At 62.9% G+C, this 25,923-nt stretch carries 28 protein-coding genes; 19 read left to right on the top strand and 9 right to left on the bottom strand.

Translation table 11 applies throughout. The annotated features are described in order from the left end of the window. Window positions 1–172: 172 nt before the first annotated feature. Window positions 173–2,869, top strand: coding sequence for an aminopeptidase N (gene pepN / locus CEJ45_RS22340; protein ID WP_088757248.1), 2,697 nt, complete (start codon window positions 173–175; stop codon window positions 2,867–2,869). A gap of 75 nt (window positions 2,870–2,944) precedes the next feature. Continuing rightward, window positions 2,945–3,946 (top strand): class 1 fructose-bisphosphatase, encoded by a 1,002-nt coding sequence (locus CEJ45_RS22335; RefSeq protein WP_088757247.1) that lies wholly within the window; start codon window positions 2,945–2,947, stop codon window positions 3,944–3,946. A 139-nt stretch (window positions 3,947–4,085) separates the two neighbouring features. Here CEJ45_RS22335 and CEJ45_RS22330 read toward each other — a convergent pair whose 3' ends face one another. From CEJ45_RS22330 to CEJ45_RS24675, 4 genes are all read right to left on the bottom strand, one after another. Next, window positions 4,086–5,624 (bottom strand): sensor domain-containing diguanylate cyclase, encoded by a 1,539-nt coding sequence (locus tag CEJ45_RS22330; RefSeq protein ID WP_241517412.1) that lies wholly within the window; start codon window positions 5,622–5,624, stop codon window positions 4,086–4,088. 142 nt (window positions 5,625–5,766) lie between these two features. Further along, window positions 5,767–6,672: an EamA family transporter RarD gene (gene rarD, locus CEJ45_RS22325; RefSeq protein WP_088757245.1), complete on the bottom strand. Its 906-nt coding sequence runs from the start codon at window positions 6,670–6,672 to the stop codon at window positions 5,767–5,769. Window positions 6,673–6,811: 139 nt separating this feature from the next. Continuing rightward, on the bottom strand, window positions 6,812–7,123 hold the full coding sequence (locus CEJ45_RS22320) for a hypothetical protein (protein WP_088757244.1): 312 nt from the start codon (window positions 7,121–7,123) through the stop codon (window positions 6,812–6,814). 57 nt (window positions 7,124–7,180) lie between these two features. After that, window positions 7,181–7,516, bottom strand: a complete 336-nt coding sequence (locus tag CEJ45_RS24675) for a hypothetical protein (RefSeq protein WP_141107041.1) — start codon at window positions 7,514–7,516, stop codon at window positions 7,181–7,183. 373 nt (window positions 7,517–7,889) lie between these two features. Between CEJ45_RS24675 and CEJ45_RS22315 the strand changes: the two genes are divergently transcribed. From CEJ45_RS22315 to CEJ45_RS22300, 4 genes are all read left to right on the top strand, one after another. Continuing rightward, on the top strand, window positions 7,890–8,699 hold the full coding sequence (locus tag CEJ45_RS22315) for a substrate-binding periplasmic protein (RefSeq protein WP_088757243.1): 810 nt from the start codon (window positions 7,890–7,892) through the stop codon (window positions 8,697–8,699). 254 nt (window positions 8,700–8,953) lie between these two features. Beyond that, window positions 8,954–10,495 carry a methyl-accepting chemotaxis protein gene (locus CEJ45_RS22310; protein ID WP_088757242.1) on the top strand — a complete coding sequence of 514 codons (1,542 nt, stop codon included), beginning with the start codon at window positions 8,954–8,956 and terminating at the stop codon, window positions 10,493–10,495. Between the two features lie 470 nt (window positions 10,496–10,965). Further along, window positions 10,966–12,906 carry a methyl-accepting chemotaxis protein gene (locus tag CEJ45_RS22305; RefSeq protein ID WP_088757241.1) on the top strand — a complete coding sequence of 647 codons (1,941 nt, stop codon included), beginning with the start codon at window positions 10,966–10,968 and terminating at the stop codon, window positions 12,904–12,906. 80 nt (window positions 12,907–12,986) lie between these two features. Then, entirely contained in the window at window positions 12,987–13,358 is a 372-nt protein-coding gene (locus tag CEJ45_RS22300) for a helix-turn-helix domain-containing protein (protein WP_088757240.1), read from the top strand. A gap of 200 nt (window positions 13,359–13,558) precedes the next feature. Here CEJ45_RS22300 and CEJ45_RS22295 read toward each other — a convergent pair whose 3' ends face one another. Continuing rightward, on the bottom strand, window positions 13,559–13,807 hold the full coding sequence (locus CEJ45_RS22295; protein ID WP_044530646.1) for a DUF3297 family protein: 249 nt from the start codon (window positions 13,805–13,807) through the stop codon (window positions 13,559–13,561). Between the two features lie 171 nt (window positions 13,808–13,978). Between CEJ45_RS22295 and CEJ45_RS22290 the strand changes: the two genes are divergently transcribed. The 8 genes from CEJ45_RS22290 to CEJ45_RS22265 all read left to right on the top strand — a co-directional run bounded on the left by CEJ45_RS22290 (window position 13,979) and on the right by CEJ45_RS22265 (window position 18,937). Continuing rightward, complete coding sequence (locus CEJ45_RS22290) at window positions 13,979–15,358, top strand: iron-containing redox enzyme family protein (RefSeq protein WP_088757239.1); 1,380 nt, start codon at window positions 13,979–13,981, stop codon at window positions 15,356–15,358. Between the two features lie 171 nt (window positions 15,359–15,529). Further along, entirely contained in the window at window positions 15,530–15,652 is a 123-nt protein-coding gene (locus tag CEJ45_RS25325) for a hypothetical protein (RefSeq protein WP_255475323.1), read from the top strand. A gap of 134 nt (window positions 15,653–15,786) precedes the next feature. Further along, window positions 15,787–16,230 carry an SOS response-associated peptidase family protein gene (locus CEJ45_RS25230; protein WP_241517411.1) on the top strand — a complete coding sequence of 148 codons (444 nt, stop codon included), beginning with the start codon at window positions 15,787–15,789 and terminating at the stop codon, window positions 16,228–16,230. Then, window positions 16,172–16,492 (top strand): SOS response-associated peptidase family protein, encoded by a 321-nt coding sequence (locus tag CEJ45_RS25225; protein WP_241517410.1) that lies wholly within the window; start codon window positions 16,172–16,174, stop codon window positions 16,490–16,492. The genes CEJ45_RS25230 and CEJ45_RS25225 overlap by 59 nt, the downstream gene beginning before the upstream one ends. 154 nt (window positions 16,493–16,646) lie before the next feature. Next, window positions 16,647–17,138, top strand: a complete 492-nt coding sequence (locus CEJ45_RS22280) for a FecR family protein (RefSeq protein ID WP_088757238.1) — start codon at window positions 16,647–16,649, stop codon at window positions 17,136–17,138. Next, window positions 17,131–17,730 (top strand): OmpA family protein, encoded by a 600-nt coding sequence (locus CEJ45_RS22275; RefSeq protein WP_338152879.1) that lies wholly within the window; start codon window positions 17,131–17,133, stop codon window positions 17,728–17,730. The genes CEJ45_RS22280 and CEJ45_RS22275 overlap by 8 nt, the downstream gene beginning before the upstream one ends. 62 nt (window positions 17,731–17,792) lie before the next feature. After that, on the top strand, window positions 17,793–18,539 hold the full coding sequence (locus tag CEJ45_RS22270; protein WP_088757237.1) for a hypothetical protein: 747 nt from the start codon (window positions 17,793–17,795) through the stop codon (window positions 18,537–18,539). 212 nt (window positions 18,540–18,751) lie between these two features. Then, window positions 18,752–18,937 (top strand): hypothetical protein, encoded by a 186-nt coding sequence (locus tag CEJ45_RS22265; RefSeq protein ID WP_162292106.1) that lies wholly within the window; start codon window positions 18,752–18,754, stop codon window positions 18,935–18,937. Between the two features lie 145 nt (window positions 18,938–19,082). Here CEJ45_RS22265 and CEJ45_RS22260 read toward each other — a convergent pair whose 3' ends face one another. Continuing rightward, window positions 19,083–19,385 carry a hypothetical protein gene (locus CEJ45_RS22260; protein WP_088757235.1) on the bottom strand — a complete coding sequence of 101 codons (303 nt, stop codon included), beginning with the start codon at window positions 19,383–19,385 and terminating at the stop codon, window positions 19,083–19,085. A 174-nt stretch (window positions 19,386–19,559) separates the two neighbouring features. Further along, window positions 19,560–19,937, bottom strand: coding sequence for a response regulator (locus CEJ45_RS22255; RefSeq protein WP_088757234.1), 378 nt, complete (start codon window positions 19,935–19,937; stop codon window positions 19,560–19,562). A gap of 255 nt (window positions 19,938–20,192) precedes the next feature. On the opposite strand from CEJ45_RS22255, the gene CEJ45_RS22250 reads away from it, so the two are divergent. After that, window positions 20,193–20,816, top strand: a complete 624-nt coding sequence (locus CEJ45_RS22250; RefSeq protein WP_088757233.1) for a LysE family translocator — start codon at window positions 20,193–20,195, stop codon at window positions 20,814–20,816. 18 nt (window positions 20,817–20,834) lie between these two features. Here CEJ45_RS22250 and CEJ45_RS22245 read toward each other — a convergent pair whose 3' ends face one another. Both CEJ45_RS22245 and CEJ45_RS25320 read right to left on the bottom strand, forming a co-directional pair. Then, on the bottom strand, window positions 20,835–21,071 hold the full coding sequence (locus CEJ45_RS22245; RefSeq protein ID WP_088757232.1) for a hypothetical protein: 237 nt from the start codon (window positions 21,069–21,071) through the stop codon (window positions 20,835–20,837). 207 nt (window positions 21,072–21,278) lie between these two features. Next, entirely contained in the window at window positions 21,279–22,556 is a 1,278-nt protein-coding gene (locus CEJ45_RS25320; protein WP_088757231.1) for a methyl-accepting chemotaxis protein, read from the bottom strand. A gap of 288 nt (window positions 22,557–22,844) precedes the next feature. On the opposite strand from CEJ45_RS25320, the gene CEJ45_RS22235 reads away from it, so the two are divergent. The 4 genes from CEJ45_RS22235 to CEJ45_RS22220 all read left to right on the top strand — a co-directional run bounded on the left by CEJ45_RS22235 (window position 22,845) and on the right by CEJ45_RS22220 (window position 25,732). After that, complete coding sequence (locus CEJ45_RS22235) at window positions 22,845–23,774, top strand: DNA/RNA non-specific endonuclease (protein WP_088757230.1); 930 nt, start codon at window positions 22,845–22,847, stop codon at window positions 23,772–23,774. 158 nt (window positions 23,775–23,932) lie between these two features. Then, a complete protein-coding gene (locus tag CEJ45_RS22230) occupies window positions 23,933–24,616 on the top strand; it encodes a hypothetical protein (RefSeq protein WP_088757229.1) in 684 nt (227 codons plus the stop codon). A 194-nt stretch (window positions 24,617–24,810) separates the two neighbouring features. Then, complete coding sequence (locus tag CEJ45_RS22225; protein WP_088757228.1) at window positions 24,811–25,260, top strand: carboxymuconolactone decarboxylase family protein; 450 nt, start codon at window positions 24,811–24,813, stop codon at window positions 25,258–25,260. Between the two features lie 187 nt (window positions 25,261–25,447). Further along, a complete protein-coding gene (locus tag CEJ45_RS22220) occupies window positions 25,448–25,732 on the top strand; it encodes a hypothetical protein (protein WP_141107040.1) in 285 nt (94 codons plus the stop codon). Window positions 25,733–25,923 lie beyond the last annotated feature (191 nt).

The following is a 25,923-nucleotide window of genomic DNA, read 5'->3' as shown; positions in this document are numbered from 1 at the left end:
CCAACAGGGCTGGACGGAGAAGAGCGCGGCAAATCCGGCCGATTCCATTCGCGCAGTGCGGGATGATTGGTAAAATCGGGTTTTTGCTGCACCTGAATTGGCTTCCTGCTGTCTTAGCCTTCACCTTAGCCTTCACTTTCTGACCTCCATTTCCCTTCCCGGACAGGCCTCCATGCGCACCGATACGCCCCAGACGATCTACCGTAAAGACTACGCCGCTCCCAATTACCTGGCTGACACCGTCGAGATGGGTTTCGACCTCGATCCCGCTGATACCCGTGTGGCCACCCGCATCACCCTGACCCGCAACCCCGCCGCCCGCGGCCGCGACCTGGTGCTCTTCGGCGAAGAGCTGGAACTGGTGGCCCTGCGCCTGAACGGCAAGACGCTCTCGCAGGCCAAGGGCGATTTCCGCATCGGCGGCGGCGTGCTGACCATCCCCGCCGCCCCGGCCAAGGTAACCCTTGAGATCGAGACCCTGGTCCATCCGGACCGCAATACCTCGCTCATGGGCCTGTACGTGTCCAACGGCAATTTCTTCACCCAGTGCGAAGCCGAAGGCTTCCGCAAGATCACCTACTTCCCGGACCGCCCGGACGTGATGGCCAAATTCACCGTCATGCTGCGCGCTGACAAGGCCCGCTATCCGGTGCTGCTGTCCAACGGCAACCTGATCGAGGAGGGCGACCTGCCCGATGGCCGCCACTACGCCAAGTGGGAGGATCCGTTCAAGAAGCCCTCTTACCTGTTCGCCCTGGTGGCCGGCCAGCTGGTCTGCCAGGAAGAAACCGTGCGCCTGCACTCGGGCCGCGATGCGCTGCTGCAGGTGTGGGTGGAAGAGGGCAACCTCGACAAGACCCAGCACGCCATGGAGTCGCTCAAGAACAGCATCACCTGGGACGTGGAGCGCTTCGGCCTGGATCTCGACCTGGACCGCTTCATGATCGTGGCGGTGGGCGACTTCAACATGGGCGCCATGGAAAACAAGGGCTTGAACATCTTCAACACCAAGTACGTGCTGGCCAATCCGCGCATCGCCACCGATGTCGACTTCGCCAACATCGAAGCGGTGGTCGGCCACGAGTATTTCCACAACTGGACCGGCAACCGCGTCACCTGCCGCGACTGGTTCCAGCTGTCGCTGAAGGAAGGCCTGACCGTTTTCCGCGACCAGGAATTCTCGGCCGACATGATCGGCAGCGACAGCGGCCGTGCCGTCAAGCGCATCGATGACGTGCGCGTGCTGCGCCAGGCCCAGTTCCCGGAAGATGCCGGTCCGATGGCACACCCGGTGCGTCCTGACTCCTTCGTGGAAATCAACAATTTCTACACCGTCACCGTCTATGAAAAGGGCGCTGAGGTCGTGCGCATGTACCAGACCCTGCTGGGCCGCGATGGCTTCCGCAAGGGCATGGACCTGTACTTCAAGCGCCACGATGGCCAGGCCGTGACCTGCGACGATTTCCGCGCCGCCATGGCCGACGCCAACGGCCGCGACCTGTCGCAGTTCGAACGCTGGTACAGCCAGGCCGGCACCCCGCTGGTACAAGCCGCAGTCGACTACGATGCCAAGCGCAAGACCCTGACCCTGACGCTGGAACAAAGCTGCCCGGCCACGCCCGGCCAGAAGAAGAAACAGCCCTTCCACATTCCCGTGGCCGTGGGCCTCCTGGATGCGCAGGGTCGTGACCTGGCGCTGACCCTGCAAGGCGAGAAGAAAGCCGGTGCCACCACCCGCGTGCTGGAACTGACCAAGGCCAAGCAGAGCTTCACCTTCACCAATGTCGATGCAAAACCGGTACCCTCGCTGCTGCGCGGTTTCTCCGCCCCGGTGGTCCTGCAGTACGACTACAGCGATGCCGAACTGGCCTTCCTGATGGCCCACGACAGCGATGCCTTCAACCGCTGGGAAGCCGGCCAGCGCTTGGCCACGCGCCGCCTGCTGAACCTGACGGTGGCCGTGCAGGCCGCGCGCCAGTCCGGCCATGTGGTGGCGGTCGACACCGTGCTCAACAACATCGAGCACGATGGCGCCCTGGCTGAAGCCCTGCGTGCCACCCTCAAGGACGAGTCGCTGGACCCGGCCTTCCGCGAACTGGTGCTGACCCTGCCGTCGGAAACCATGATCGCCGAACAGATGGAAGTCATCGACCCGCACGCCATCCATGTGGCGCGCCAGTTCCTGCGCCGCTCGCTGGCGCGCGAACTGCGCGATGATCTGCTGGCGGTGTATCGCGCCCACCAGACCCCGGGCGCCTACAGCCCCGACGCCGCATCGGCCGGCCACCGTGCCTTGAAGAACGTGGCCCTGTCCTACCTGGCCGAGCTCGATGATGAAGAAGCCATGGCCCTGGCCCAGCAGCAGGACCAGGACGCCAACAACATGACCGACCGCCTGGCTGCTCTGTCGGCGGTGTTGAACAGCGCTGCCCCCGGCAAGAGCGAAGCGCTGCAGCGCTTCTATGCCGAGTTCGAACAGGAAGCCCTGGTCATCGACAAGTGGTTCACCCTGCAAGCCACGGCCCGCAATGCCGATGTGAACACCGTGCGTACCCTGACCGAGCATCCGGCCTTCACGCTGAAGAACCCCAATCGCGCCCGCAGCCTGATCTTCAGCTTCTGCAACGGCAACCCCTCGGCCTTCCATGCACTGGACGGCAATGGCTATGCCTTCTGGGCCGAGCAGGTGATCGCCTTGAACGCCAGCAACCCGCAAGTGGCAGCGCGCCTGGCGCGCAGCCTGGACCGCTGGCGCAAGTACACCCCGGCGCTGCAGGAAAAGATGCGCCTGGCCCTGCAACAGGTTGCGGCTACCCCCAAACTCTCGCGCGATGTGGCCGAAGTCATCAGCAAGGCCCTGGCCGATTGATCTGTCAGACAGATAATTGCCCCCTCACTCATTCATCCGATTCATTAAATAAAAACCACTGCAAGGAAGACCACCATGAAACGTATCAGCCTCACGCAACACCTGATCGAGCAGCAGCGTCTGCACAACAAGATCCCGTCCGAACTGCGCCTGCTGATCGAAGTCGTCGGCCGTGCCTGCAAGTCGATCTCGCATGCGGTCGGCAAGGGCGCGCTGGGCGAAGTGCTGGGCAGCGCCGGCAGCGAGAACGTGCAGGGCGAAGTGCAGAAGAAGCTGGACGTGATCTCCAACGAGATCCTGCTGGAAGCCAATGAATGGGGCGGCCACCTGGCGGCCATGGCCTCCGAGGAAATGGAGACCATCCACCGCATCCCCAACCGCTATCCCAAGGGCGAATACCTGCTGATGTTTGATCCCCTGGACGGCTCCTCCAACATCGACGTCAACGTCTCCATCGGCACCATCTTCTCGGTGCTCAAGGCCCCGGAAGGCATGACCGAACCCAGCGAGCAGGACTTCATGCAGCCCGGCACCAGGCAGGTCGCCGCCGGCTATGCCGTCTATGGCCCGCAGACCGTGCTGGTGCTGACCACCGGCGACGGCGTGCACTGCTTCACCCTGGACCGCGAAATGGGCGCCTGGGTGCTGACCCAGAAGGACATCAAGATTCCCGAAGACACCAAGGAATTCGCCATCAACGCCTCCAACCAGCGTCACTGGTTCCCGCCGGTCACCCGCTACGTGGATGAAATGCTGGCCGGTTCCACCGGTCCGCGCGGCAAGGATTTCAACATGCGCTGGATCGCCTCCATGGTGGCCGACGTGCATCGCATCCTGAACCGTGGCGGCATCTTCATGTACCCGGCCGATGCGCGTGAGCCGGGCAAGCCGGGCAAGCTGCGCCTGATGTACGAAGCCAACCCGATGGCCTTCATCGTCGAGCAGGCCGGTGGCGCCGCTACCGATGGCCAGCAGCGCATCCTCGACATCCAACCGGAAAAGCTGCACCAGCGCGTGGCCGTGTTCCTGGGTTCGAAGAATGAAGTGGAGCGCGTGACGTCCTATCACCAGCAATAAGCCCGGCGCGTCCTTCGTCCGTTGCAACAGAAATGCCGCCGGGTTGGCGCCCGGCGGCATTTTTCATGTGCGCTTTCCTGTCCGCTTTCCTGCACCCCTTCGTGCGCCGATTCCTGCGCCCAATTCCTGTACGGATTTTTCAGGGATGGACCGGCGGCAGCTCCCTCTGCGCCAGCCGTACCTGATTGCGGCCACCATGCTTGGCCTCGTAGAGCGCGGCATCGGCGCGCCCCACCAGGTCTTGCGCCGCGCGTTCCCCGGGCGGCAGCAATTCCATGGCACACACGCCGGCGCTGGCCGTGACCACGCCACGCGGATTGCCGCGATGCGGCAGGTCCAGCGCCTGGATGCCGGCGCGGATTTTTTCGGCCACCTGCATGGCCCCGGCAGCATCGGTTTCGGGCAACAGCATCAGCATCTCCTCGCCGCCATAGCGCGCGGCGAGGTCGCCGGGACGGCGCTGGCGTTCCTTCAATACGGCGGCGATGCGGCGCAGGCATTCGTCACCGGCCTGGTGGCCATAGAGATCGTTGTACTGCTTGAAGAAATCGACGTCGATCATGATCAGCGACAGCGCCGACCCGCTGCGCAGGGCGCGCCGGAATTCAGCCTCCAGTACGGTATCGAGATGGCGCCGGTTGGCCAGGCCGGTCAGGCCATCCTGATGCGCCAGCTGCTCCAGCCGCTGGTTGGCCTGGTGCAGCTCGCCCATCACCTGCAGCGCGCGGTCCTCGGCGAGCAGGCGCAACTCGATCTGGGCGATCAGCCGCCAGCCGAACAGGCCGATGATGATCAGCAACAGCAGCACGGCTGCGCCATACACGATGGTCTGCTGCCGCCATGGTGCCAGCGCTTCCTCGCTCGCGGTGGTCACGGTGACGATCAGCGGGAAGTCCAGTACCGGCTGGAACGACACGTAGCGGTCAATATTGTCCAGGGGCGAATTCAGCAGCACATGGCCGCTGCCCTGGCTGGCCAGTACTTCGCCGATGACCGGGTCCAGGCTCAGGTCACGATTGATGAAGGCCGGTTCGAAAGGTTGCCGCGTCAGTACCTTGCCAGGTCGCAGCAGCAGCAGGATGGAGCTGTCGCGGCCGATCTCCACGGTCTGGTAGAGGGCGTTGAAATGATCCAGCCGCAAGGTCGCCAGCAGCAGCCCGGCAAAGCGGCCATCGGGATGATTCAGGCGGCGCGACATCGGGATGACCCACTGGTCGGTACTGCGGCTGAGCAGGGTAGGATGAATGCGCGGCTCGGGATCCTCGTGGTCGCGGTGATAGATGAAATACTCGCGGTCGCTGTTGTTGGCATCGCTGGCGCGCGGCTGCGAGGAGGTGGCCACGCGATTGCCCTGTTCGTCGAAGATGTAGAGTCCGTCGAGCTGCGGCATTTCGCCGGCCAGGCGGCGCAGGATCGGGCTCATGGCGTGCAGCTTTGCATGGGTGGTGCCGCTCTCGTCGATGCGGTCGCTGATGTTGATCAGCGCGCCATGGGTCGCCTGGAACACGTCATAGGCATGGCGCGCCAAGGCGCGCGCGATGTTGCCGGCGTAGACGCGGGTGTTGTCCAGCTGTACCTGGCGCGCGGCCAGGCTCTGCCAGACGTGGCCGGCGGCGATGGCCACGCAGATCAGCACGACGAACAGCCGTGCCCGCCGCGCCACCGAATGGCGCGCCACGCTCCCTGCCTTTGCCAGCATTGGCCGCATGTGATTTGTCTCCCCCTATGGCCGGCCGCATCCCTCCCCAGGGTTGACCGTTTGATCCAGTATAAGGAGATACCTCAGCCGTGCTGGCCGCGATCAGTCCGCGAAAATGCCCTCAATTCATGGGCTGGACGGCGGGGCGGCGCATCAGCTTGACGCTGTGCAGGGCGGTCAGCAGCACCGACAGCCAGATCGGCACATAGGTGCCCAGTTGCGCGGCCTGCAGCGTCTCCCCCAGCACCGCCATGGCCACCAGTACCAGCAGGACCGGTTCCACATAGCCGAGGATGCCGAACAGGCCCATGGGCAGCAGCTTGCCGGCGCGCAGGTAGCTGGTCAGCGCGATCATGCTCAATATCCCCAGGCCCGGCAGCAGCAGCCACATGGCCGGCGTGTGCAGGGTAGGCAGGGTGGCGGGGCTGAGCATCAAGGCCGCCAGCGAGGGCAGCGCCAGCACCATCAGTTCCACCGCGAAGATGAGCATGGAGTCGAGGCGGATGCGCCGGCGCAGGATGAAGTAGGGCGGATAGCCCAGCGCCACCGCCAGTGTCGGCCACGAGAATGCGCGCGTCATCCACAGCTCGTGGGCCACGCCGATGCAGGCGCACAGTACCGCCAGGCGCTGCAGCAGGTCCATCTTCTCGCCATAGTGGAAGCGCCCCACCAGCACCATCGACAAGGGCAGCATGAAGTAGCCCAGCGAGACTTCCAGTGCCCGGCCGTTGACCGAGCCCCACAGGAACAGCCATTGCTGCAAAGCCAGCAGGGCTGCCATCAGCACCAGCAGCGCGACGCTTGCCGGACTGGCCAGCAGCTCGCCCATGGCCGCGCGCAGGCGCGGCAGTTCGCCGCGCCAGGCCAGCAGCCCGATGACGCAGAGCAGGGTGATGAGGATGCGCCAGGCGAAGATGTCCGTGCCATCCAGTGGCGCCAGCAGGCGGGTGTAGCCGGAAAGAAACGCAAACAGGGAAGAGGCCAGTACGGACAAGCCGATGCCGCGGCCGACAAGTTGAGGATTCATCGCAGGACCAGGTGCGTCCGGCGCAAGGAAGAGGCGCCGGCAAAAGCGCGATTCTACGGCATGGCGCGCGAGGAGGTTGCGCGCATGCAAAAAGCCCCGGCCTGGGCCGGGGCTTTGAGGTCGACGTGAGGGAAGGAAATTATGCGCCCGGGGAGGTACCCAGCGGGCCGTCCTTCAGTTCACGCGCATAGTTGTTGGGGCGACCGTTGGGCACTTCGTAGCTCTTGCGGTCGACGTAGCGGCCGTTCTCGCCGCTTTCCTGCATGGCGGCCGGCGAGCTGGTCTGGTCGCCCTGGTAGTTGTAGTACTGCGAGCTCGAGGACGACGAGTCGTATTGCTGCTGCGGGCTGCCCTGCATGGTGCTGCCGCCCTGGTCATAGGACTGGGCATAGGCGCCGGTGGCGAAAGTGGCAGCGGCCAGTACGGCGGCGGTGAGGAAGGTCTTGGTCATGGCTGTTCTCCTTTATCCTTGGTTACGCATTCGTCGAGGCTGAATGCAATCGGGACTTCAGTGGCGAATGCGTTCTTGCATGCATCCACAGGGTTGGCCTTCGTTTTCATGGAAGCAGGCACGGCACACATGGAACATGGGGCGGGTAGCTGCATTGCCTGAAAACTTGGCTTCATCATAGGAAGGCCCACGCGCTGCGGCAGTCGGAAAGCCCAGCATCTTCTTGTCGGACTTTTCGCGCGCGTCTGACAGTCGGGCCGGGTCGTGATGGAGGCTGCAGGGGGATTTTTCGATTGATGCAAACTTGAGTTCAATTGAGCTCATCAATGCAAAAGCCGCATCAATGCGAAGTTTGCAGGGAGTCAATGCGCGAGCCATTGGCATGGAAGTCAAGCCGGGGCGCGTCAGTCTGCAAGCTGACGACCAGCACGGGTTTCGTTACAAAACGTATCACTGCGTCATTGCTGCGCCGCCATCGCCAGGCAGGTCAAGCGCGTATCAGGGGGCTCGCGCGAGCTTGTGTGAGGTTGTGCATTGCTGCCCGCAGATAGTGCGATGGGCTGATGCTGCATCGGCCTTTCTCACCGCCGGGAGCCGTTGATCTGGAACAGGTCAGCTGCAGAAGGCTGTGGTAAAAACGCGTTTTTCTCCCATGCTGCGCGAAATGCGTTTTGGCAGGCGGCACAACCGGGTTATTCTGGATCGCAGAGCCATTGCGCACACCGCTCTTCCAGGGTCGCGTGATGAAGCAAGAAAGGGGGGAACCATGTACACGACAAAGCGCGCCGCAATACTGGCCGTGCTGGTAGCGCTGACCGCGCCCACGGCAGTCCGGGCGGCCGATTGCAGCAAGGTCGTCATCTCGGCGGACTCCGACTACGCGCCCTTGCACTGGTATGACGGCAAGCGCCTCACCGGCGCCAGCATCGAGATCGCCACGCGCGCCTTGAGCGCACTCAACATTGCCTACGAGGTCCGTTACGTCGGACCTTTCCAGCGTGTGCTCAAGGCAGCCGAGAGCGGCGAAGTGGCCATGGTGGCGTCGCTGAAGAACACGCCGGAGCGCCAGCAATACCTGGCCTTCGCCTCGGTGCCGCTGTTTTCCAATCCGATTGCCGTGTTCGTGCCGCGCGACAAACGTTTTGCCTATGCCGGCTGGAAGGACCTGGTCGGCAAGCGCGGCGCCATCACGCTGGGCAACCAGTTCGGTGGCGGCTTCGATGAATTCATGCGCGACAACCTCATCATCGAGACCGCGCAGAAGGCCTACATGAATTTCACCAAGCTCGATTCGGGCCGTATCGACTACCTCATCACCGGCTACTACACCGGCGTCATCTACCTGAACCAGAGCGGCCAGTCCGACCGCTTCATGCCGCTGCGTCCCTTCGTCAGCGAGAGCGACAACTACATCGCCATGAGCCGTGCCAACCCCTGCGTGAAGCTGCTGCCGCGTATCAACGCCCAGCTCGACGCCATGCAGAAGCGCGGCGAGTTGCGCGCCGTGCTGCAGAGTTTCGAGACTGACCTGCGCATCGATCCGACCACACCGGAAGAGGGCGGCCGCACCAAGTGATGCGGTGGCGGGCAGCGTGGGCGATGCACAGCCATTCCAATATCAGGATAAAGCCGTAAAAACCTCCCTGTTCCTCACCAGGCTGCCTTCACGCGCGGGATAGAGTGTCAAGCTGGGGAAGCTGCGCCTGCCGCGGGCAGCGTCGCATTCATCACATCGCACTACGCCATCAGCATCCGGTGCACCGGCCGACTCCGCTCGCCACAAGAAGGCGGACGGGATGATGGCGCATCATAAAAAATGGAGAGGACAATTTGAAGCTGCGAACCAAGATCATCTGGCTGTGCGCCACCACGCTGGTGGGCATCCTGATCATTGCCATGGTGTCGTTGAACACGCTCAGGCGCACCATGATGGAAGAGCGCGAAGCCCAGCTCTCGCTGCTGGTCACGCTGGCCAAGGCCGCCGCCGAGAAGGCGCAGGCCCTGGAGCAGTCCGGCAAGCTCACGCGCGAACAGGCGCAGGCCCAGGCCAAGATGGTCATCGGCAGTTTTGCCAAGGAGCAGAATTATTATTTCGTGCGCGGCTACACCGATGACTTCAACTACGTTCACCCCAACCCCAAGCGCGTCGGCATCCAGGACAAGACCGCCAAGGAAGATGGCGACCGCTATCGTGCCGCCCTGCAGGGCAAGGAGATCGGTCTCCTGATCGCTGAAGGTACGCGTCCCAACACCACCGAAAAGGTGCAGAAACTCTATGCCGTGACCCGCTTCGCGCCGTGGGACTGGACCATCGGTTTCGGTGCCTACATCGATGACATCAACCACGCCTTCTATCGCAATGCGCTGGTGCTGCTGTTGCTGGGTGGCCTGCTCATGGGGGCGATTGCCACCATGGCCGCCTTCATCCTGCGCTCCATCCTGCGCCAGCTGGGCGGCGAGCCGGCGCGCGCGGTGCAGATCGTGGAGCAGATTGCGCAGGGTGACCTCTCCACCCCCGTGGCGCTCAAGGCCAATGACCGGCACAGCCTGCTGCATTCCATCGAGACCATGCGCAGCAGCCTGTCCGGCATCGTGCATGGCGTGCGCCAGGGCACCGACACCATCACGACAGCCTCCGGCGAAATTGCCGCAGGCAACCTTGATCTCTCCTCACGTACCGAAGAGCAGGCCGGGGCCCTCGAAGAAACCGCTTCCTCGATGGAAGAACTGACTTCCATCGTGCGCCAGAATGCCGACAACGCCAGCCAGGCCAACCAGCTGGCCATTACCGCCTCGGGCGTGGCCACCGAGGGCGGCAAGGTGATCGAGCAGGTGGTCGGCACCATGGCCGATATCAACAGCGCCTCCACCAAGATCGCCGACATCATCGGGGTCATCGACGGCATCGCGTTCCAGACCAACATCCTGGCGCTCAACGCCGCCGTGGAAGCGGCGCGTGCCGGCGAGCAGGGACGCGGCTTTGCGGTGGTGGCCTCGGAGGTGCGTTCGCTGGCCCAGCGCAGTGCCCAGGCCGCCAAGGAGATCAAGGGTTTGATCGAGGATTCGGTCAGCAAGGTGGACAACGGTTCGCACCTGGTGGAGCAAGCCGGGCGCACCATGCAGGAGATCGTCACCAGCGTGCGCCATGTGGCCGACGTGGTGGCCGAGATCAGCGCCGCCAGCCGCGAACAGAGTGCCGGCATCGAAGAGGTCAATCGCGCCATCACGCAGATGGACCAGGTGACGCAACAGAACGCGGCGCTGGTGGAAGAGGCAGCGGCCGCTGCCGCTTCCATGCAGGACCAGGCCGCGCAATTGGCGCAGCTGGTGTCGGTGTTCCGCTTGCAGGACGGGGCGCAGGGCTTGCGCTGACGTCCAGGGTTGAACTGCGGCGTTCTCGCCGTTCATCCTTCGTTCATCCTTCAATTCCCCCATCCGCCGTCCCCGGCACTGCGCAACGCAGTGTGCAGGGGCGGCGGATTTTCTTTGGTCCGACGCGGGGGCGGGCCACGTGATTTTCGGTGAGAAGCGGTGAGTTCCGGTGACACATGCGGCCTTGCCTGCCGATTTTTCTTTCCGTGCGGAACTCTCCTGGCAACGGTCCAGTCTAGTCATCACTCGTATTTGCATCGGGAACAGCGATGTGAGACGAGACGGTCGGAATTGCACAACAAAACAGGACGCCGCTGTTGAAATCCCCAGGGAAAAGAAAACGGCCTCCGTAGAATTGCCCGACTGCAAAAAGCCGCAACGAAGCGGCTTGATGGCGCAACGGAGCGTCTCGCGCAACAGCGCAAGCGGCCAACGATGGCCACTTCCTCCACTCCAATACCAATAACGCCATGCGCTCCTGGATCAATCATCTCAATTACTCACGCAAGTTCGTCCTCATCGGCGCACTCGCTTTCATGCTGTTCATCGTTCCCACCACCCTCCTGGTGCGCACCAACCTCGACGACCTGGCCACGGCCCAGCGCGAGTCGCTGGCCCTTGCGCCCGGCCGTGAACTGCTGCTGCTGCTCAAGCAGATGCAGCAGCATCGCGGCCTGTCGGCCCTTTACTTGGCCGATGGCGAGGGTGCCGCCGCCAGTCGCGCGGAGCGCCAGAAGGAGGCTGATGCCACCTTCGACCGGGTGCGCAGCGCCCTGCAGCCGCTGGAGGACAAGGCCCTCACCGTTGCACTGGACGGCCTCCATGCCGACTGGCGCGCGCTCACGCAGAGCATCGCCAGCAAGTCCGTCACGGGCGCGCAGAGCAATGTGCAACATGCGCAACTGATCAAGCGCGAACTGGATCTGCTGGACGACGTGGCCAACAGTTCGGGCCTGGCGCTGGAAGCCGAAGCGGCGCTGTTCTACGTGCAGCGCGCGGTCTTGTCCGAACTGCCGCAGCTGACCGAAGCATTGGGCCAGGCCCGTGCGCGCGGTGCCGTGATGCTGGGGCGGGGCCAGGCCGATGCGGAAGAACGTGCCCGCCTGGAAAACCTGTCGGACCGCGCCCGCCGCAGCTATGAAAGCGCACGCCGTTCCCTCACCCTTGCTGCGGGCCGCCACCCGCTGCCAGCCAACGTCGAGAGCGCGCGTGCCGCGGCCGTTACCGCTGCCGATGAAGCCTTCAAACTGGCCGACAGCGCCATCGTGCGCGCCGACCAGCTGACCATGCCGGCCCCGCAATGGGTGGCCACCATGACGCGCATCATCGATACCCAATTCGTGCTGGTGACGAGTTCCTTCGACATGATGCGTGATGAACTGCAAGCCAAGATCCCGCGCCTGCGCAATGAACTGGTCTTGCTGTGCGCGGCGCTGGCGGTGCTGGCCCTGGCCGCACTGTGGCTGATGGTGGCCATCACCCGCGCCACCACCACTTCACTGTCGGAAGCGGTGCGGTTGACCGAGGCGGTATCGGCCGGTGACCTGACCCAGCACGTCGAGGTCAAGGGCAGTGATGAGGTCGCGCGCCTGCTCATGGCGATGCAGGCCATGACGGCGCAACTGAGCAAGGTGGTGGGCAGCGTGCGCAGCAATTCGGAGAGCGTAGCCACGGCCAGCGCCCAGATTGCCCAGGGCAATGCCGACCTGAGCAAGCGTACCGAGGAGCAGGCCAGCGCGCTGCAGCAGACCGCCGCTTCCATGGAAGAACTGGGTTCGACCGTGCAGCAGAATGCCGACGGTGCCCGCCAGGCCGGCCAGCTGGCGCGCGATGCCGCCGAGGTGGCCAGCCAGGGCGGTGCGGTAGTGCAGCAGGTGGTGCAGACCATGCAGGGCATCCACGCCAGTTCGGATCGCATCAGCGACATCATCGGCGTGATCGATGGCATTGCCTTCCAGACCAATATCCTGGCGCTCAATGCTGCGGTGGAAGCCGCCCGTGCCGGCGAGCAGGGACGCGGCTTTGCGGTGGTGGCCACGGAAGTGCGCAGCCTGGCCCAGCGTTCGGCCACGGCCGCGCGCGAGATCAAGGAGCTGATCACGGCCAGCGTCGACCAGGTCGGGCAGGGCAGGCAGCTGGCCGACCAGGCCGGCAAGACCATGCAAGAGATCGTGAGCTCGATTCGCCGCGTGAGCGACATCATGGTCGGCATCAACGCCGCGACGGCCGAACAGAACACCGGCATCGCCCAGGTCGGCCAGGCCGTCACCCAGATGGACAGCACCACGCAGCAGAATGCCGCGCTGGTGGAAGAAAGCGCGGCGGCGGCCATCAGCCTGTCGGGCCAGGCCCGTGAACTGGTACAGGCAGTGGCCGTGTTCCGGGTAGGGCAAGTCGCATTGGCGCGCTGATCGCCGTTTGCACTACGGCACTTTCATGGCAAGATGCTGGCCGTTCTTGTTCGTCCTTCTTCTTGCCGGAAAGCGCCCCCTTGCCACTCCGTCCCGCCATTGCCGTTGACCCGCGCTATCGCGCCCTCGATGCCGAGCAGGAAAAGATGGTGCTCGACTACATCGAAGCCCATCTGCAGGACAACATCATGGTGGCCACGCTGGCCATGATGTGCCAGTTATCATCGAGCTGCTTCAGCCGCGTCTTCAAGGCCAGCACCGGCTATACGCTGTGCCAGTGGATGCTGCGCCAGCGCCTGGCGCGAGCCCGCACCTTGCTGGCCGATCCCCGCCTGAGCGTGGTGGACGTGGCGGTGGCGGTGGGGTTTCATGACCAGAGCCATTTCCTGCGGCAGTTCAAGCGGGTGGCGGGCATGACCGTGCAGGAGTGGCGCCAGCGCGCTGCGGCCTGAGGGTAAATCGGCCGGATGGGGCGCGTGTGGTTGATGCGCCGGATCGATGAATCACACCTGATTGATCGATTGCACGGATGAATCTCATGCTTGCCAAGCGCACTACAAGACGCGCTCGCGGCCCGTGCCAAAGCAAAAAGCCCGCAACAGCTTGCGGGCTTTCTTTTTATTGCCGGAAGGAAATGGTGGAGGGGCGGCGTTCAGCGATAGAACGGCTCGACCCGTCCCTTCAGCTTGGTCAGCATGGGATTGCCCTTGCGGTCCAGTGCGCGGCCTGCGGGAATCTTGATCCAGCCTTCGCTGATGCAATATTCGCTGACGTTGTTGAATTCCTTGTCGTTGAGCTTGATGCCGATGTCGTGCTCGAAGATGGCCGCATCGTAATGCGGGCTGCGGGGATCGATGCTGAGGCGATCGGGGAGGGCGGGGCGTTGTGCGGTATCGTTCATGGCCGCGATTATCGGACATAAGAACCGCCAAGACAATGGCCCGGCGGCCGGCCGTGCCGCATCCTCCTACCGCCCCCGGGGCATTCTCCGACACCAAGGCAGGCCGGGCGCTGATAGCGCCGCCGCACCACAGCGCGCATGCTGCAGGCAATTGACTTTGCGCGAGGACGTATGCGATCTACCGTCGAGGAAATGCAGGCCGCCCGCTCGGCCGCCCAAGCCTATCGCCACCAGGACGGCCCCTTGCAGGCTGAGCAGGTCTATGCCCAGCTGTTCGTGCCGACGCCCGATGAGGCCGCGCTGGCCATGGGGCGGGACTACCTGGCCCGGCAAATGGAGCAAGCCGCCGGCCTGCCCTGCGACCTGCCCGATGATCCCGCTGCCCTGGCCGCGTGGATGGAGTCGCGCGCCATCGAGGTCGGCAGCGCCTACGAAGCCTATCTGAAGGAGCGTCAGCAGGGCGCTCCCCGGCGCTACTTCAGCGGCCGGGCGCATGCGTTCAATTTCCTGCGCCGCGTGGCGCCGACCAAGCTGGTCGATGGCGCCTGGCTCTACAGTGCCGTCAAGCGCTGGCGCGATCCGCTGTTCCGTCCGCTCATCCTCACCTACCTGGAAGAGCTGGGCGATGGTGATGCCGCCATGAACCACGTAACCCTCTATCGCAGCCTGCTGGCGGCCAATGGCTGCGAGCATGGACCGGCGCTGTCCGAAGACCATTATGTGCAAGGCGCCATCCAGCTGGGGCTGGCGCATCATGGCGAGCAGTTCGAGGCCGAGGTGTTCGGCTTCAACCTGGGCTATGAACAGCTGCCGCTGCACCTGCTCATCACCGCCTACGAGCTCAATGAGCTGGGCATCGATCCCTATTACTTCACCCTGCACGTGACCATCGACAACGCCGCCAGCGGCCATGCCCGCAAGGCTGCCGAGGCGGTCGTGCAAGCGGCCGCCCAGGCCCCGGATCCGCAGGCCTTCATGGCCGGCGTGCGGCGTGGTTATCTGCTCAATGAGCTGGGCGCCAGCACGCTGGGCGTGATCGGCTCCTTCTCCCTGGAGCAGGAAGTGGTGCGCGTGCTCGCCGAGAAGGCGGCCTTCGGGCGCATGATGCATTCGGACTACTGCCGCATCGGCGGCAAGACGGTGAACCAGTGGCTGGAAGAGCCCGAGGGCATGGCCAGCTTCCTGGAAGAGATGGAAAAGGCCAAGTGGATCACGCGCGGCAGGGAGGCCAGCGAGAGCCGCTTCTGGCGCCTGATCGATGCTGCCGGGGGCCAGATGTTCGGGGTCTTCGATGGCTACGAGAAGCAGGTCATCCGCGAATGGATCGAGCAAGGCTGGAGCGATGGCCGACGCCAGCCGAGTTTCCGGGCAATGGCGCGTGGCCGCGACAGCGCCGCCGCCGAAGCCCCGGCCGTGCCCGCCCTGGCCGCCCGCGAGGTCGACCTGGATGCGCTGGTGGCCGAGCTGGCCCCCGGGCGGCATCATTTCGTGCCGGGCCTGGAGGCGACCCGCCTCTACAGCGAGCGTTACCGCCGCGCTTGTGTGGCGTGAGGCCGCGTATGGCGCAATGGCAGGCGCGGTTCGGCAGTCGGCTATAATGTCGGGCCTTGGCCGCTGGCCGCCCCGCTGGATGCACGCTCGCAGCCGATGTGAAGATGCAGGCGCGGGGGCGGTGGCCCGACCCGTCAACCCGCCGGCCCTGCGCCGGCTGCTGGAGAAACCATGAACATCCGCGCAAGAAAACGCCTCATCTATCGCCGTCACCGCATCGGCATGCTCATCGCTGCCATCGAATCGCTGATCGCCCTGGAAGAATCCATCCTGGAAGGCAAGCAGGCTGCCTGAGCGACCTGCTCCTGAGCGGTCAAGCTTCCTGGAAACCGGCCCCCGTGGCCGGTTTTTTCTTGGGGTGCAGCCGTGCCACGGCGCCAGCCACGCTGTGGCACAATCGCGGTCCCCGTGATCGCGATTGTGCTGCCATGTGCGTCAACTACAAGCCCACCCCCAAGTCCATGATCACCGCACTGACCGGTGCCGATACCTCCGCCACGCCCGACTGGCCCGAGGAGACCTGGCAGGACTACGCCGCCCCGGCAGTCCGCGCCGGCCTGGACGGCGAGCCCGAACTCATCGTGGCGACCTACGGCATGATGCCGCGGCGCAAGTTGCAGGCAGGACTGCAGATCTCCACCATGAATGCGCGCGCCGAGACCATCGCCGAGAAACGCAGCTACGCCGGTCCGTGGCACCAGGCCCAGACTTGCCTGCTGCCCATGCAGTGGTTCTATGAACCAAATTACGAAAGCGGCCGTGCCCAGCGCTGGGCCATCGGCATGGCCGACGACCCAGCGCTGGGCCATCGGCATGGCCGACGACCAGCCTTTCTGCGTGGCCGGCCTGTGGCGTGCCTGGGAAGAGGCTGAGGGCGGGTATGCATTTTCGTTTACCCAGATCACCATCAATGCTGATGAGCATCCGTTGATGAATCGTTTTCACAAGCCCGGCGAAGAAAAGCGCAACCTCGTCATCATCCCGCGCGCCCACTATGCCGACTGGATCAACGCCGGCCATCCGGAGCGGGCGCGCGAGCTGCTGCTGAACTATCCCGCCAGCGCCATGAAGGCCTGGCCGGCGCCCAAGAACGAGCCCGGTAGCCGCGCTCAGCAGGGCACATTCCTGTTTTGATCTTCTCTCGCGGCGGCGGGCGCGCCCTGCCTTTGTAAAGAGTTGTTGACCTTGATGATGATTTTCTGTGAAATTGCGCGGTGGCATCTTGCCGTCCGTGCTGGTCGGCCATGCCATGGGTCACGTCATCATCACAACATCAAGGGAACGGGGCATGGGGATCATCAGGGCAGGCAATGCAGGGCGGGTATCCGGATGGGGAAGCGTATTGCTGGCCAGCGCCTGGCTGCTGGGGCAGGGCAGTGCGACAGCACAGGAGGCCACGGCCAGCCAGGCCGGCATCGTCAAGGTCTTGCAAGGCGACGTGCGCGCCGAGCGCAGTGGCAAGAGCCGCCCCTTGTCCACCGGGGAACGGCTCTATGCCGGTGACCGCGTGGTCACCGCTGCCGCCAGTTCGGTCGGTTTCACCCTGCGCGACGATACGCTCATTTCCCTCGGTTCCAACAGCCAGTTCCTGCTCGAACAGTTCGCCTACAACGACAAGACCGACGAAGGCAGCATCGCCGTGCGCCTCTCCAAGGGCACGCTGCGCTACGTCTCCGGACTGATCGGCAAGCGCAGCCCGGAGAGCCAGTTGCTCTCGACCCCGACGGCCACCATCGGCATCCGTGGTACCGACTTCATCGTGGAGGTGGCCGGTGAATAAAGCATGGATGAGCTGCGCCATGATGGCGCTGGTGGCCCTGCTGGCAGGATGCGCGGGCCCCAAGGAGCGTTTCGTGCTGCTGCCGCAGGCCGATGGATCTGCCAGCAGCATCGTGGTCAAGACAGCCAGCGGCGAGACCGCGCTGACCTCGCCCTATGCGGCCGTGGAAACACGCGGCGGCAAGCCCGAGCCGACCCAGACCCTGTCGGCCGCCGAAGTGGAGCGCCGCTATGCCGAGGTCATGCGCAGCCTGCCGGCGCGACCGCGCAGCTATGACCTGCTCTTCGAACTGGGGACCGACCGACTCACCCCGGCCTCCCAGGAATTGCTCAAGAAGGCCATTGCCGAGATCAAGGAATTTCCCGCCGGTGAATTCATCCTCACCGGCCATGCCGACGCCATCGGCAGCGATGCCAGCAATGATGCCTTGTCCCTGCGCCGCGCCCGCCTGATCGAGCGCGAACTGCAGCGCGCAGAGGTGAAGGCCTTGAGCATCGAAGTCATCGGGAAGGGCGCGCGCGATCCGCGCGTGCCGCAAAAACGCGGCGTGGCCGAGCCGCGCAATCGCTTCGTCGAGATCAAGATCCGTTGAGTCCGGCGGCGCGCTGCTGCGCATCCCCGCTCCGTCCCTCTCAGACCTGAAGGAGAAGCTCCTTGAGCAATCGCGTCTATCTCTATTGCACGAATTTTGAAGGCCTGCCCACCGAAGAGCAGTCCGAAGAATTCTTTTCCATGATTGGCACCGAGTACGAAGCCGCGGCGCGCATTCCCTTGTTCTGGATGTGCCTGTTCTCGGAAGACGATATCCAACTCAGCGCCGGCGCTGACGCCGGGACAGGTGACGCTGCCCATCCGCAGCGCATGGATGACGGCAACGACGGTAGCGAGGGCGACGAGGATGACGACTTCTACGATGAAGAGGACGGGGATGATGAGGACCGCCCCCACGCCTATCTTTCGTGCGAGCGTGCAACAGGGATCGCGCGGCTGCGCCAGCGTTCGGCGATGCTGCGGCCGGCGCTGGGCGCAGAGCGCCATGCGCTTTATGAAGAATGGATTGCGAGGATCGAGGCTGAGCCCTGGCGCCATATCCTGGTCAAGACGGCCGAGCTGGACATGATGTCGGAGGCGGGTGAACTGGAACAGGAATTGCGCCGCTGTTACCAGGACCTGGCAGGGCTGGATGCGCGCCAGTCGTGGCAGATGACACCTGCCATGCTCAACCTTGCCGGCCTTGACCCGGAGAGTGCGCTCGACGAACTACCCGGGTGGGCCCTTGCCGGTTCGGCCAACAGCGCCATGCGCTGGCCTCCCGAGCTGGAGCAGCCGCCCGGGAAGATACCCGCAGCGTCAACAGCGCCGCTGCGGCCTGAACGGCCGTGGTGGATGTTCTGGAAGTGACATGGTCTGCCATGGGCCGGTCGCCGTACTGCGTTGACTGCAGCGTCCGGCTTGATAGCGCCACGCTATCCCCACAATAGATTGCGTGCTATCCAGTAGCTCAGCAGTGGAGTGTGTGCGATACAACTAGGAAATTTCCTGATATTGCATCAATGATATAAAACATAAGATCACGCCATCGACCCGAATCTCCCGCGCAAGGACGCATGGCCATGATCCACACTCTTCTTCACTACGGCAGTTATGCCGCCGCGTTCTATGCCGCCTATGTCGTGGTCGGGATGGCGGTCTCGGGCGTGTTCCTGTGGCGGGTACTGCGGCAGCCTGCGGCCCGTACGGCGCCCGCCTTGTTGCCGGCCCCCGCCATGCAGGAAGAATTGCCCCCGGGACTGCAGTAAAAACGAACAAGCCCGGCGGCAGTTCTGCAGCCCGGCATGGAAAGGCCCACTCCGCGCAGGAAGCGCGCAAAAGCGCGCCGTTCCTTTCCGGGAAGCGGCGCGCAGGCCTGTTGATCAGGCTGCCTGATGAGGCGGATCAGCGCTGTCAGCTGTTCTTGTGGCTCTGCTGCCCGGCCTTGACGTGCTGCTCGTGCGAGCCGCCACGGGTGGAATCACCCTGCTGCTGCCCGCTGCCGCTGCTGCTCTGATTTTGCTGGTCATTCTTGTGGCTCTGCTGTCCGGCCTGGACATGTTGCTCATGCGAGCCGCCACGGCTGTTGCCACCCTGCTGCTGGCCGGAAGAGCTGCTGCTCTGGTTCTGCTGGTCATTCTTGTGGCTTTGCTGCCCGGCCTGAACATGCTGCTCGTGGGAACCACCGCGGGACCCGCCTTGATTCTGATTCGACATGATTTCACTCCTTGATGAATGCCCTGCGCTCATGCGCAGTTCTTGCATCATCGCGCCGGTGTCCAGCGCCGGGGATCGGTGAAGCTCCCTTGATGGTGTCAGTGCCGGCTGTCGGACGGGTAGCGTATTCGTTACCTGTTGCGGCAGAGCTGGCGCAAGGCTGGCGCGAATGTATTACTGCACGCCGTCCACCGTGGAGAGCAGGCGATCAAAGGAACAGGGTTTGGTGAGCAGGGCGGAAAAGACATCCAGCGCCTGCCAGGAGTTGGTCATCGGCGTGGCGCTGAGCAGCACCACCGGAATGCCCGAGAAGCGCGTATCGCCTTTGATGCGGGTGGCCAGTTCGAGGCCATCCATGACAGGCATGCGCAGATCGGTGAGTACCACATTGACGGGATCGAGGGCGGTGGCCATGACATGCAGGGCATCTTCGCCATTGGCGGCTTCCAGCACGCGATAGCCCACGCCCTGAAAGACTTCCGCAAAAATGCTTCTGACATCCTTGTTGTCTTCCACAATCAGCAGGGTGCGAGCGCGATTGCTCGGATTCATGAAGCGATCTCCGGGTGGATGGGCTACGTCCTGACACCAGAACGAACGGCTCCGCGATTATGTGACCGAAATTGAAAAACTTGCATCAGTCGTTTCCTGAATCATGGGAAAACCGCGCTGACAGAAGCGTAAGAATAGATGCGTCATCTGCGTGTCAGCGCGCGCTAGAATGTGCGTTTCGTCGATGTGCGCGGGCGGCCGGGCATGCCGACGGATTTGCTGACAAACCTCCCACACCCTGAACGAGGATCCGCGATGCCCCTGGAAAGCCTGCTGCTGTTCATCCCTTCCTGCTTTGCGCTGAACATGGCCTTCGGGCCCAACAACCTGCTCTCCATCACCATCGGTGCGCACCATGGCTTGCGCCATGCGCTGCTCGCGGCAGCAGGTCGCCTGGTGGCGTTCGCCTTGATGATCGGGGTGGCGGCAGTGGGCATGGGGGCCTTGCTGATGGCCTCGCAGATGGCCTTCACGGTGGTCAAGCTGCTCGGTGCGGCTTACCTGGTCTGGCTGGGATGCAAGCTCTTCCTTGCCAAGGCGGAAGTGGGTGGCCAGCGCCTCGAAGCGCAGCAGGGTATTGCCGGCTATGTGCGCAAGGAGTTCCTGGTCGCCATCGGCAACCCCAAGGCCATCCTGGTATTCACGGCCTTCTTCCCGCAGTTCGTGGTACCTGAAAACTATTTATCCAGTTTCCTCACCCTGGGGGCGATCTTCCTGGCGCTCGAACTGGTGGCCATTGCGGCCTATGCCTACGCGGGAACGCGGCTCAAGGGCCTGATGCAGAACGCGCGCGGCTTGCGCTGGATGAACCGCATCAGCGGCGGCATGATGGTCTTCTTCGGGATGGTACTGGCCCTGGCCAGGCGGCCGGCGGCATAAGCGGCTGCGCTTCCCGGCTTACGGGAAAGTCAGCTCCAGTCCGAGCATGCGCGAGATGAACATGGTCGCCACGCCCAGGACCACCAGCGAGACCACGAAGATCACGGCCACCTTGCCGCTGGCGCGCAGAACGGCGCGCTGTTCTGCCTGCTTGCCCTTCCTGCCCTGGTCGTAGTGCCATTTGATGGCGTAGAACATGCCGATGCCAAGCACGGCTACCTTGAAGATGATGAAGACGATTGGAACCCAATCCATGATGTCTGGCCTTTGATTCGCTGGGGGAACAATCCGGTGCCAGCTTTGCGAATCTGAAAGTAGCAGAGGTGAGTCACTGCCTCGGTAACAGTGTCCTGTGCATTCTAACCAAGGCCTTGTATGCGGGTCCAGCAGACATGATCCATACAAGCTGCCCGCTTGCCTCCCTGCAGGGTCCCGCCTGGCGTCCTGCCCGGACCGGGCGGCTTATTTCATCAAGACCTGCAGCTGGCTCACTGCCTCATTGACCTGTGCGATCTCATTGGTCTGGTTGGTGGCGGACGTGCTGATGGTTTCGATGATGCCGGTGATGTCGCTGATGGAATCGACCATGGTGTTCATGGTCTTGCCGGCATTCTTGACCAGCTCGGTGCCTTGCCTGGCCTCATTGACCGAGCCTTCGATCAAGGTCTTGATTTCACTGGCCGATGCCGCCGTGCGCTGCGCCAGGCTGCGTACTTCCCCGGCGACCACGGCAAAGCCGCGCCCGTGCTCCCCGGCCCGTGCGGCCTCTACGGCCGCATTCAGGGCCAGCAGATTGGTACGGAAGGTGATCTCGTCGATCACGCCGACGATCTCGGTGATCTTGGCGGCACTCGCATTGATGGCTGCCATCTTGTTGACGACCTCCTCCATCACGGCGCCGCCCTGCTGGGCGATGGTGGACGTGGCCTTGACCAGGTCGTTGGCTTGCCGGGCACTGGCCGAGCCGGCGTTGAGGGCCTCCGACAGTCCGCCTACAGCGGACTGCAGCGTTTGCGTGGCCTGCGTCTGGATGGTCACGTCGGTGGCATATTTGACCACCTTGAAGACGCGCCCGCTCATGTCGAAGATGGGGTTGTAGTTGGCCTGCAGCCACAAGGCATCGCCATTCTTTTTCACGCGTCGATACAGGCCGGCGTCGAATTGCCCGGCGCCCAGGCGCTTCCAGAATTCCTGATAGTTCCTGGAAGTGCGCTCGGATGGTTCGACGAAGATGGCGTGATGCTTGCCGACGATTTCCGCGAGGGAATAGCCGACCGCGCGCAGGAAATTCTCGTTGGCGTGCAGGATGGTGCCATCCACATCGAACTCGATGACGGCGCGTACCTTGTTGATGGCGGTGATCTGCCCGGAGAAATCGGCGGCCTGCAGTTGCTGTTGCGTGACGTCCCGCGCGTACTTGACGATCTTGAAGGGACGCCCCATGGCATCCATGATCGGGTTGTAGGTCGCCTGGATCCAGACCACGGCGCCTGATTTCGTGACGCGACGATAGAGGCGCTGGTCGAATTCACCCCGTCCCAGTTTCTGCCAGAACTGCGCATACTCCGGCGTATCGCGTTCTTCGGGCGTGACGAAGATGCGGTGATGCTGGCCCTTGATTTCGGGGAGGGTATAGCCCATCAAATCCAGGAAGTTCTGGTTGGCCTGGATGATGGTGCCATCCAGCCTGAACTCGATGACGGCAAGTGCCTTGTTGATGGCGGCAAGCTGGCCGAGCATGTCAGCCTTCTTTCTGCTGAGGCGGGAGAAAAACGAGAGCATGTCAAGGAGTGCCATTCTGGGACCTGATGTGTTGTTCGGGGCCCGTTCCTCGTCATCTTGCGGATGGCATCGGAACAGGCCTTGGTTTTTATATCGGTGTTTTACTGCGACTGCTGCGGTCCTTTTCTTGCCAGGCTGGACGCAGTCCGTCAGTGCTCCAAGTGTAAAAGTCACAGCCGGAAATGCCATCGGGGTTTTCCTGATGAACTGGAAACAAATGTCGCGGCAAGTTACCATGCGGCCCGTATGGCAACCAGACAGAAAAAGGCAGCGCCGCGCAAGCGGGCCACCTCCAGCAAAAGCAAGCAGAAACGATCGGGAGCATTCCGCCGTTTCCTGATTTCATTCACCAGCACGACGATCCTTGTCTTCGGCATTGCCAGTTGCGTACTGAACCCGCAACTGGCCGATGGCCTGCGCGAGCGATTCAGCCTGCCGCACCTCGAACTGCCCGTCGAGGACGCGCCCGCCCCGGTGCGGCACGCTGATCCCGGACCCACCGTCACGCGCTTTGCCCAATGCCCGCAGTTCTTCCCTGGTGCACATCCTGCGCAATTGCCTGCGGGAGCGCATTTGCGGGAGCTGTGTTTCAGCGCTTTCGCCGTGCTCTACAACAGCCAGACCAAGACCCCTTTAGTGGTCGTGGAGCGCCTCAATCGCGCCGCACTGGTGAATGCGCGCGAGCAGCACCGCACCGACCGTTTCTATGCCGAGGCCCGGTTGCCGCGTGCGGAGCGTGCCGAACTGGAGGACTACCGGGGATCGGGCTATGCGCGGGGACACATGGCACCGGCCGGTGACATGTCCACGCCGGAGGCAATGGCGCAGAGCTTCTCGCTGGCCAACATGGTCCCGCAGAACCAGAAGCACAATTCAGGACCGTGGTCCAAGGTCGAGCGTGATACGCGCAAGTACGTCATGCGCGCGCGGGGCGATGTCTTCGTATTTACCGGCCCTTTGTTTGATGCCGCGCCGAGCACGATCGGACGCGGGCATATCGCGGTGCCGTCCCGTATTTTCAAGCTGGTGTATGACGCCAGCAATGGCCGGACCTGGGCGTATATACAGGCCAATCGCGCTGATACCGAGGTGGGAGCGCCGATGGATTATGAGAGCTTCGTGCGCAGGACGGGTTTGCAATTGCTGGGGCAGGGCGGGGCTAAAGCTGTATCGTGAGCAGCAAGGCATGCCCTTGCACACCCTTGCAGTGAATTGAGGTAAAAAATCATTTTTACTCACACGATTGACTGCGCGGCCTCCCTCTCATACTGGAAAACCTAGATGTCTCCCCCGCGAAAGCGGGTATCGAAGCATTTCTCAAAGGAAAGAATGCGATGATGATTTCCGGCACCCAGGCCACGACACTGGCAGCAAGCAAGTTGAGCTCGACAGCACCCCAGGCCGCAGCAGATCCTGATGCAAGACAGGCAGGTGCCTCCACCAAGGTCACGATTTCTGCCGAAGCCCTGCAGAAAGCCAGCGTGGGCGAAGCACAGAAGGATGAGCTTGCCAGCCCGTATCGCTTGACTGGTACGGCCACGCTGCTCAGCTCCCTGGACCTCGCCGTTTATCAGATGCCGGAAAACCTGATAAAGGAAATGGAGGTCCGCTCCAAAGAGGAGGCGGCCCGCAACGCACTGAACTCGCAATATGCGAGGGAGCATGCCTACCAGACGGTGGGGCAGGTACTGGTCAACGGCCAGCTGGTTGCCGAGGTCAATGATGCGGGCGGCTATGGATCCATAAAGAATGCCATTCCTGGCCTCAGCGAAGCCCCGTTGAATCCGCAGCAGCGACTCGAAGAGATCGCACAAGCCTTGAAGGGGCAGGGAAAGGTGGAAATCAGGACGTCTGATTTTCTGCCCGGCCTTGGCGGCGGGGGTGGCCCGGGCGCGCCGGAATCCATGCTTCCGGCGTTCACGGCACGCAGCATTCATGAAATCTTCGCAGAGGCGATAGAGGCGGCCGGGCGATCCCGTCCTGGCGGATCGCCGGCGCCGGAGTCTGCTGCTTCGTAGGCTTGCCTGGCTGCGCAGGACGGATCGGGTTGCGCGGGGAGTATTCACTGGTGGCGAATACTGGCTTCCATTTGGCTAAAAAAAATTAAACAAAGAATTCTTGTTGAAGTTGTCACAGGCTGCGTCGTTCAGCCGTCTTGAGTGCGGCGGGATTTGGAAATCCATCCGCTCAACCCAACTTCAAGGAAGAATTCATGAAACGTCCAAATTGGTTTCACATTTCCGGCGAGGGCGCCAAGGCTGTAGGCGCGCTTCATCACTACGTCACCACCGGCACCGGCTTGCCGGATGAGTTGATACATCTGGTCTTTTTGAGGGTGTCGCAGATCAACGGGTGCGCGCACTGTATCGACATCCACACGCGCGACCTGATCAAAGGCGGGATGTCGGTCGACAAGGTGGTCCTGGTGCCGGTGTGGGAGGAGGCGGACTATCTGTTCTCCGATCAGGAAAGGGCCGCACTGGCCTGGGCGGAAGAAGTGACGCTGGTCAGCCAGACGCATGCTTCCGACGATGCCTATGCTGCGGCCCTGGCTGTCTTCGGTGAAAAGAATCTGGTCGAACTCTCCATCGTGATCGCCACCATGAATGCCATCAATCGCATGGGGATCAGTTTTCGCATGAAGCCGCTGGCGAAGGCCTAGCATCGCTTGCGAGCGACAGGCCTATGGCTCGCGTAGCCAATCAGAAAGGGGTTCCAGGCGAATGTCCGGAACCCCTTTTTCCTGGCGCAGGCATTCGATATCGCCTCGGGATATCTCAGGGATTTCCCGATGCTCGGCAGAAAGCGACTGCACTATGCTTGACCTCACTATCTCCGGGGAGGCAGCCATGAGCGCCACAGCTTTAGCGGTCAGCCATCACATGATTCTGGTCAAGAATGTTGCCTATCTCTCGGTCAGCGCAGTGGAATTCACGGACAGGATGCGGCAGGTCCTTTCGAATGCGGTTGCCCATATCAGCTTCTCCGGTGGTGTCAATGAGGCGCAGGCAAGGCTGATGCTGCGTAACGCGGTGGAAGTGGAATTGGGTCAACCCCGGATAGAGCATCCAAGCTTCGCGCAAGCCCTGAGGTGTGCCAGGGAAATGCTGGCGGGAGAGCTTATCCCCGCTTGATTCCTGCGTGCCGGGATTGGCAGCGGCGCAGTGGCGGTTGGTCACCGTACGCATTGATTGATTCCTTGCGCAGACAATCCACGTTGATGTTGTTGCCTGAAAATCGCAAATCCTCGCGTTTCAGCCTGGTGAATTCAGCATGCGAATTGACTCAGATCAAGCTTATCTATTTTTCTTGAAAGATTTTATGC

The sequence above is a fragment of the Herbaspirillum aquaticum genome (genome assembly GCF_002213425.1).
Taxonomy (GTDB): domain Bacteria; phylum Pseudomonadota; class Gammaproteobacteria; order Burkholderiales; family Burkholderiaceae_D; genus Herbaspirillum; species Herbaspirillum aquaticum.
The sequence above is the reverse complement of the archived record's forward strand: the minus strand, read 5'-3'. Positions and strand labels throughout refer to the sequence as shown.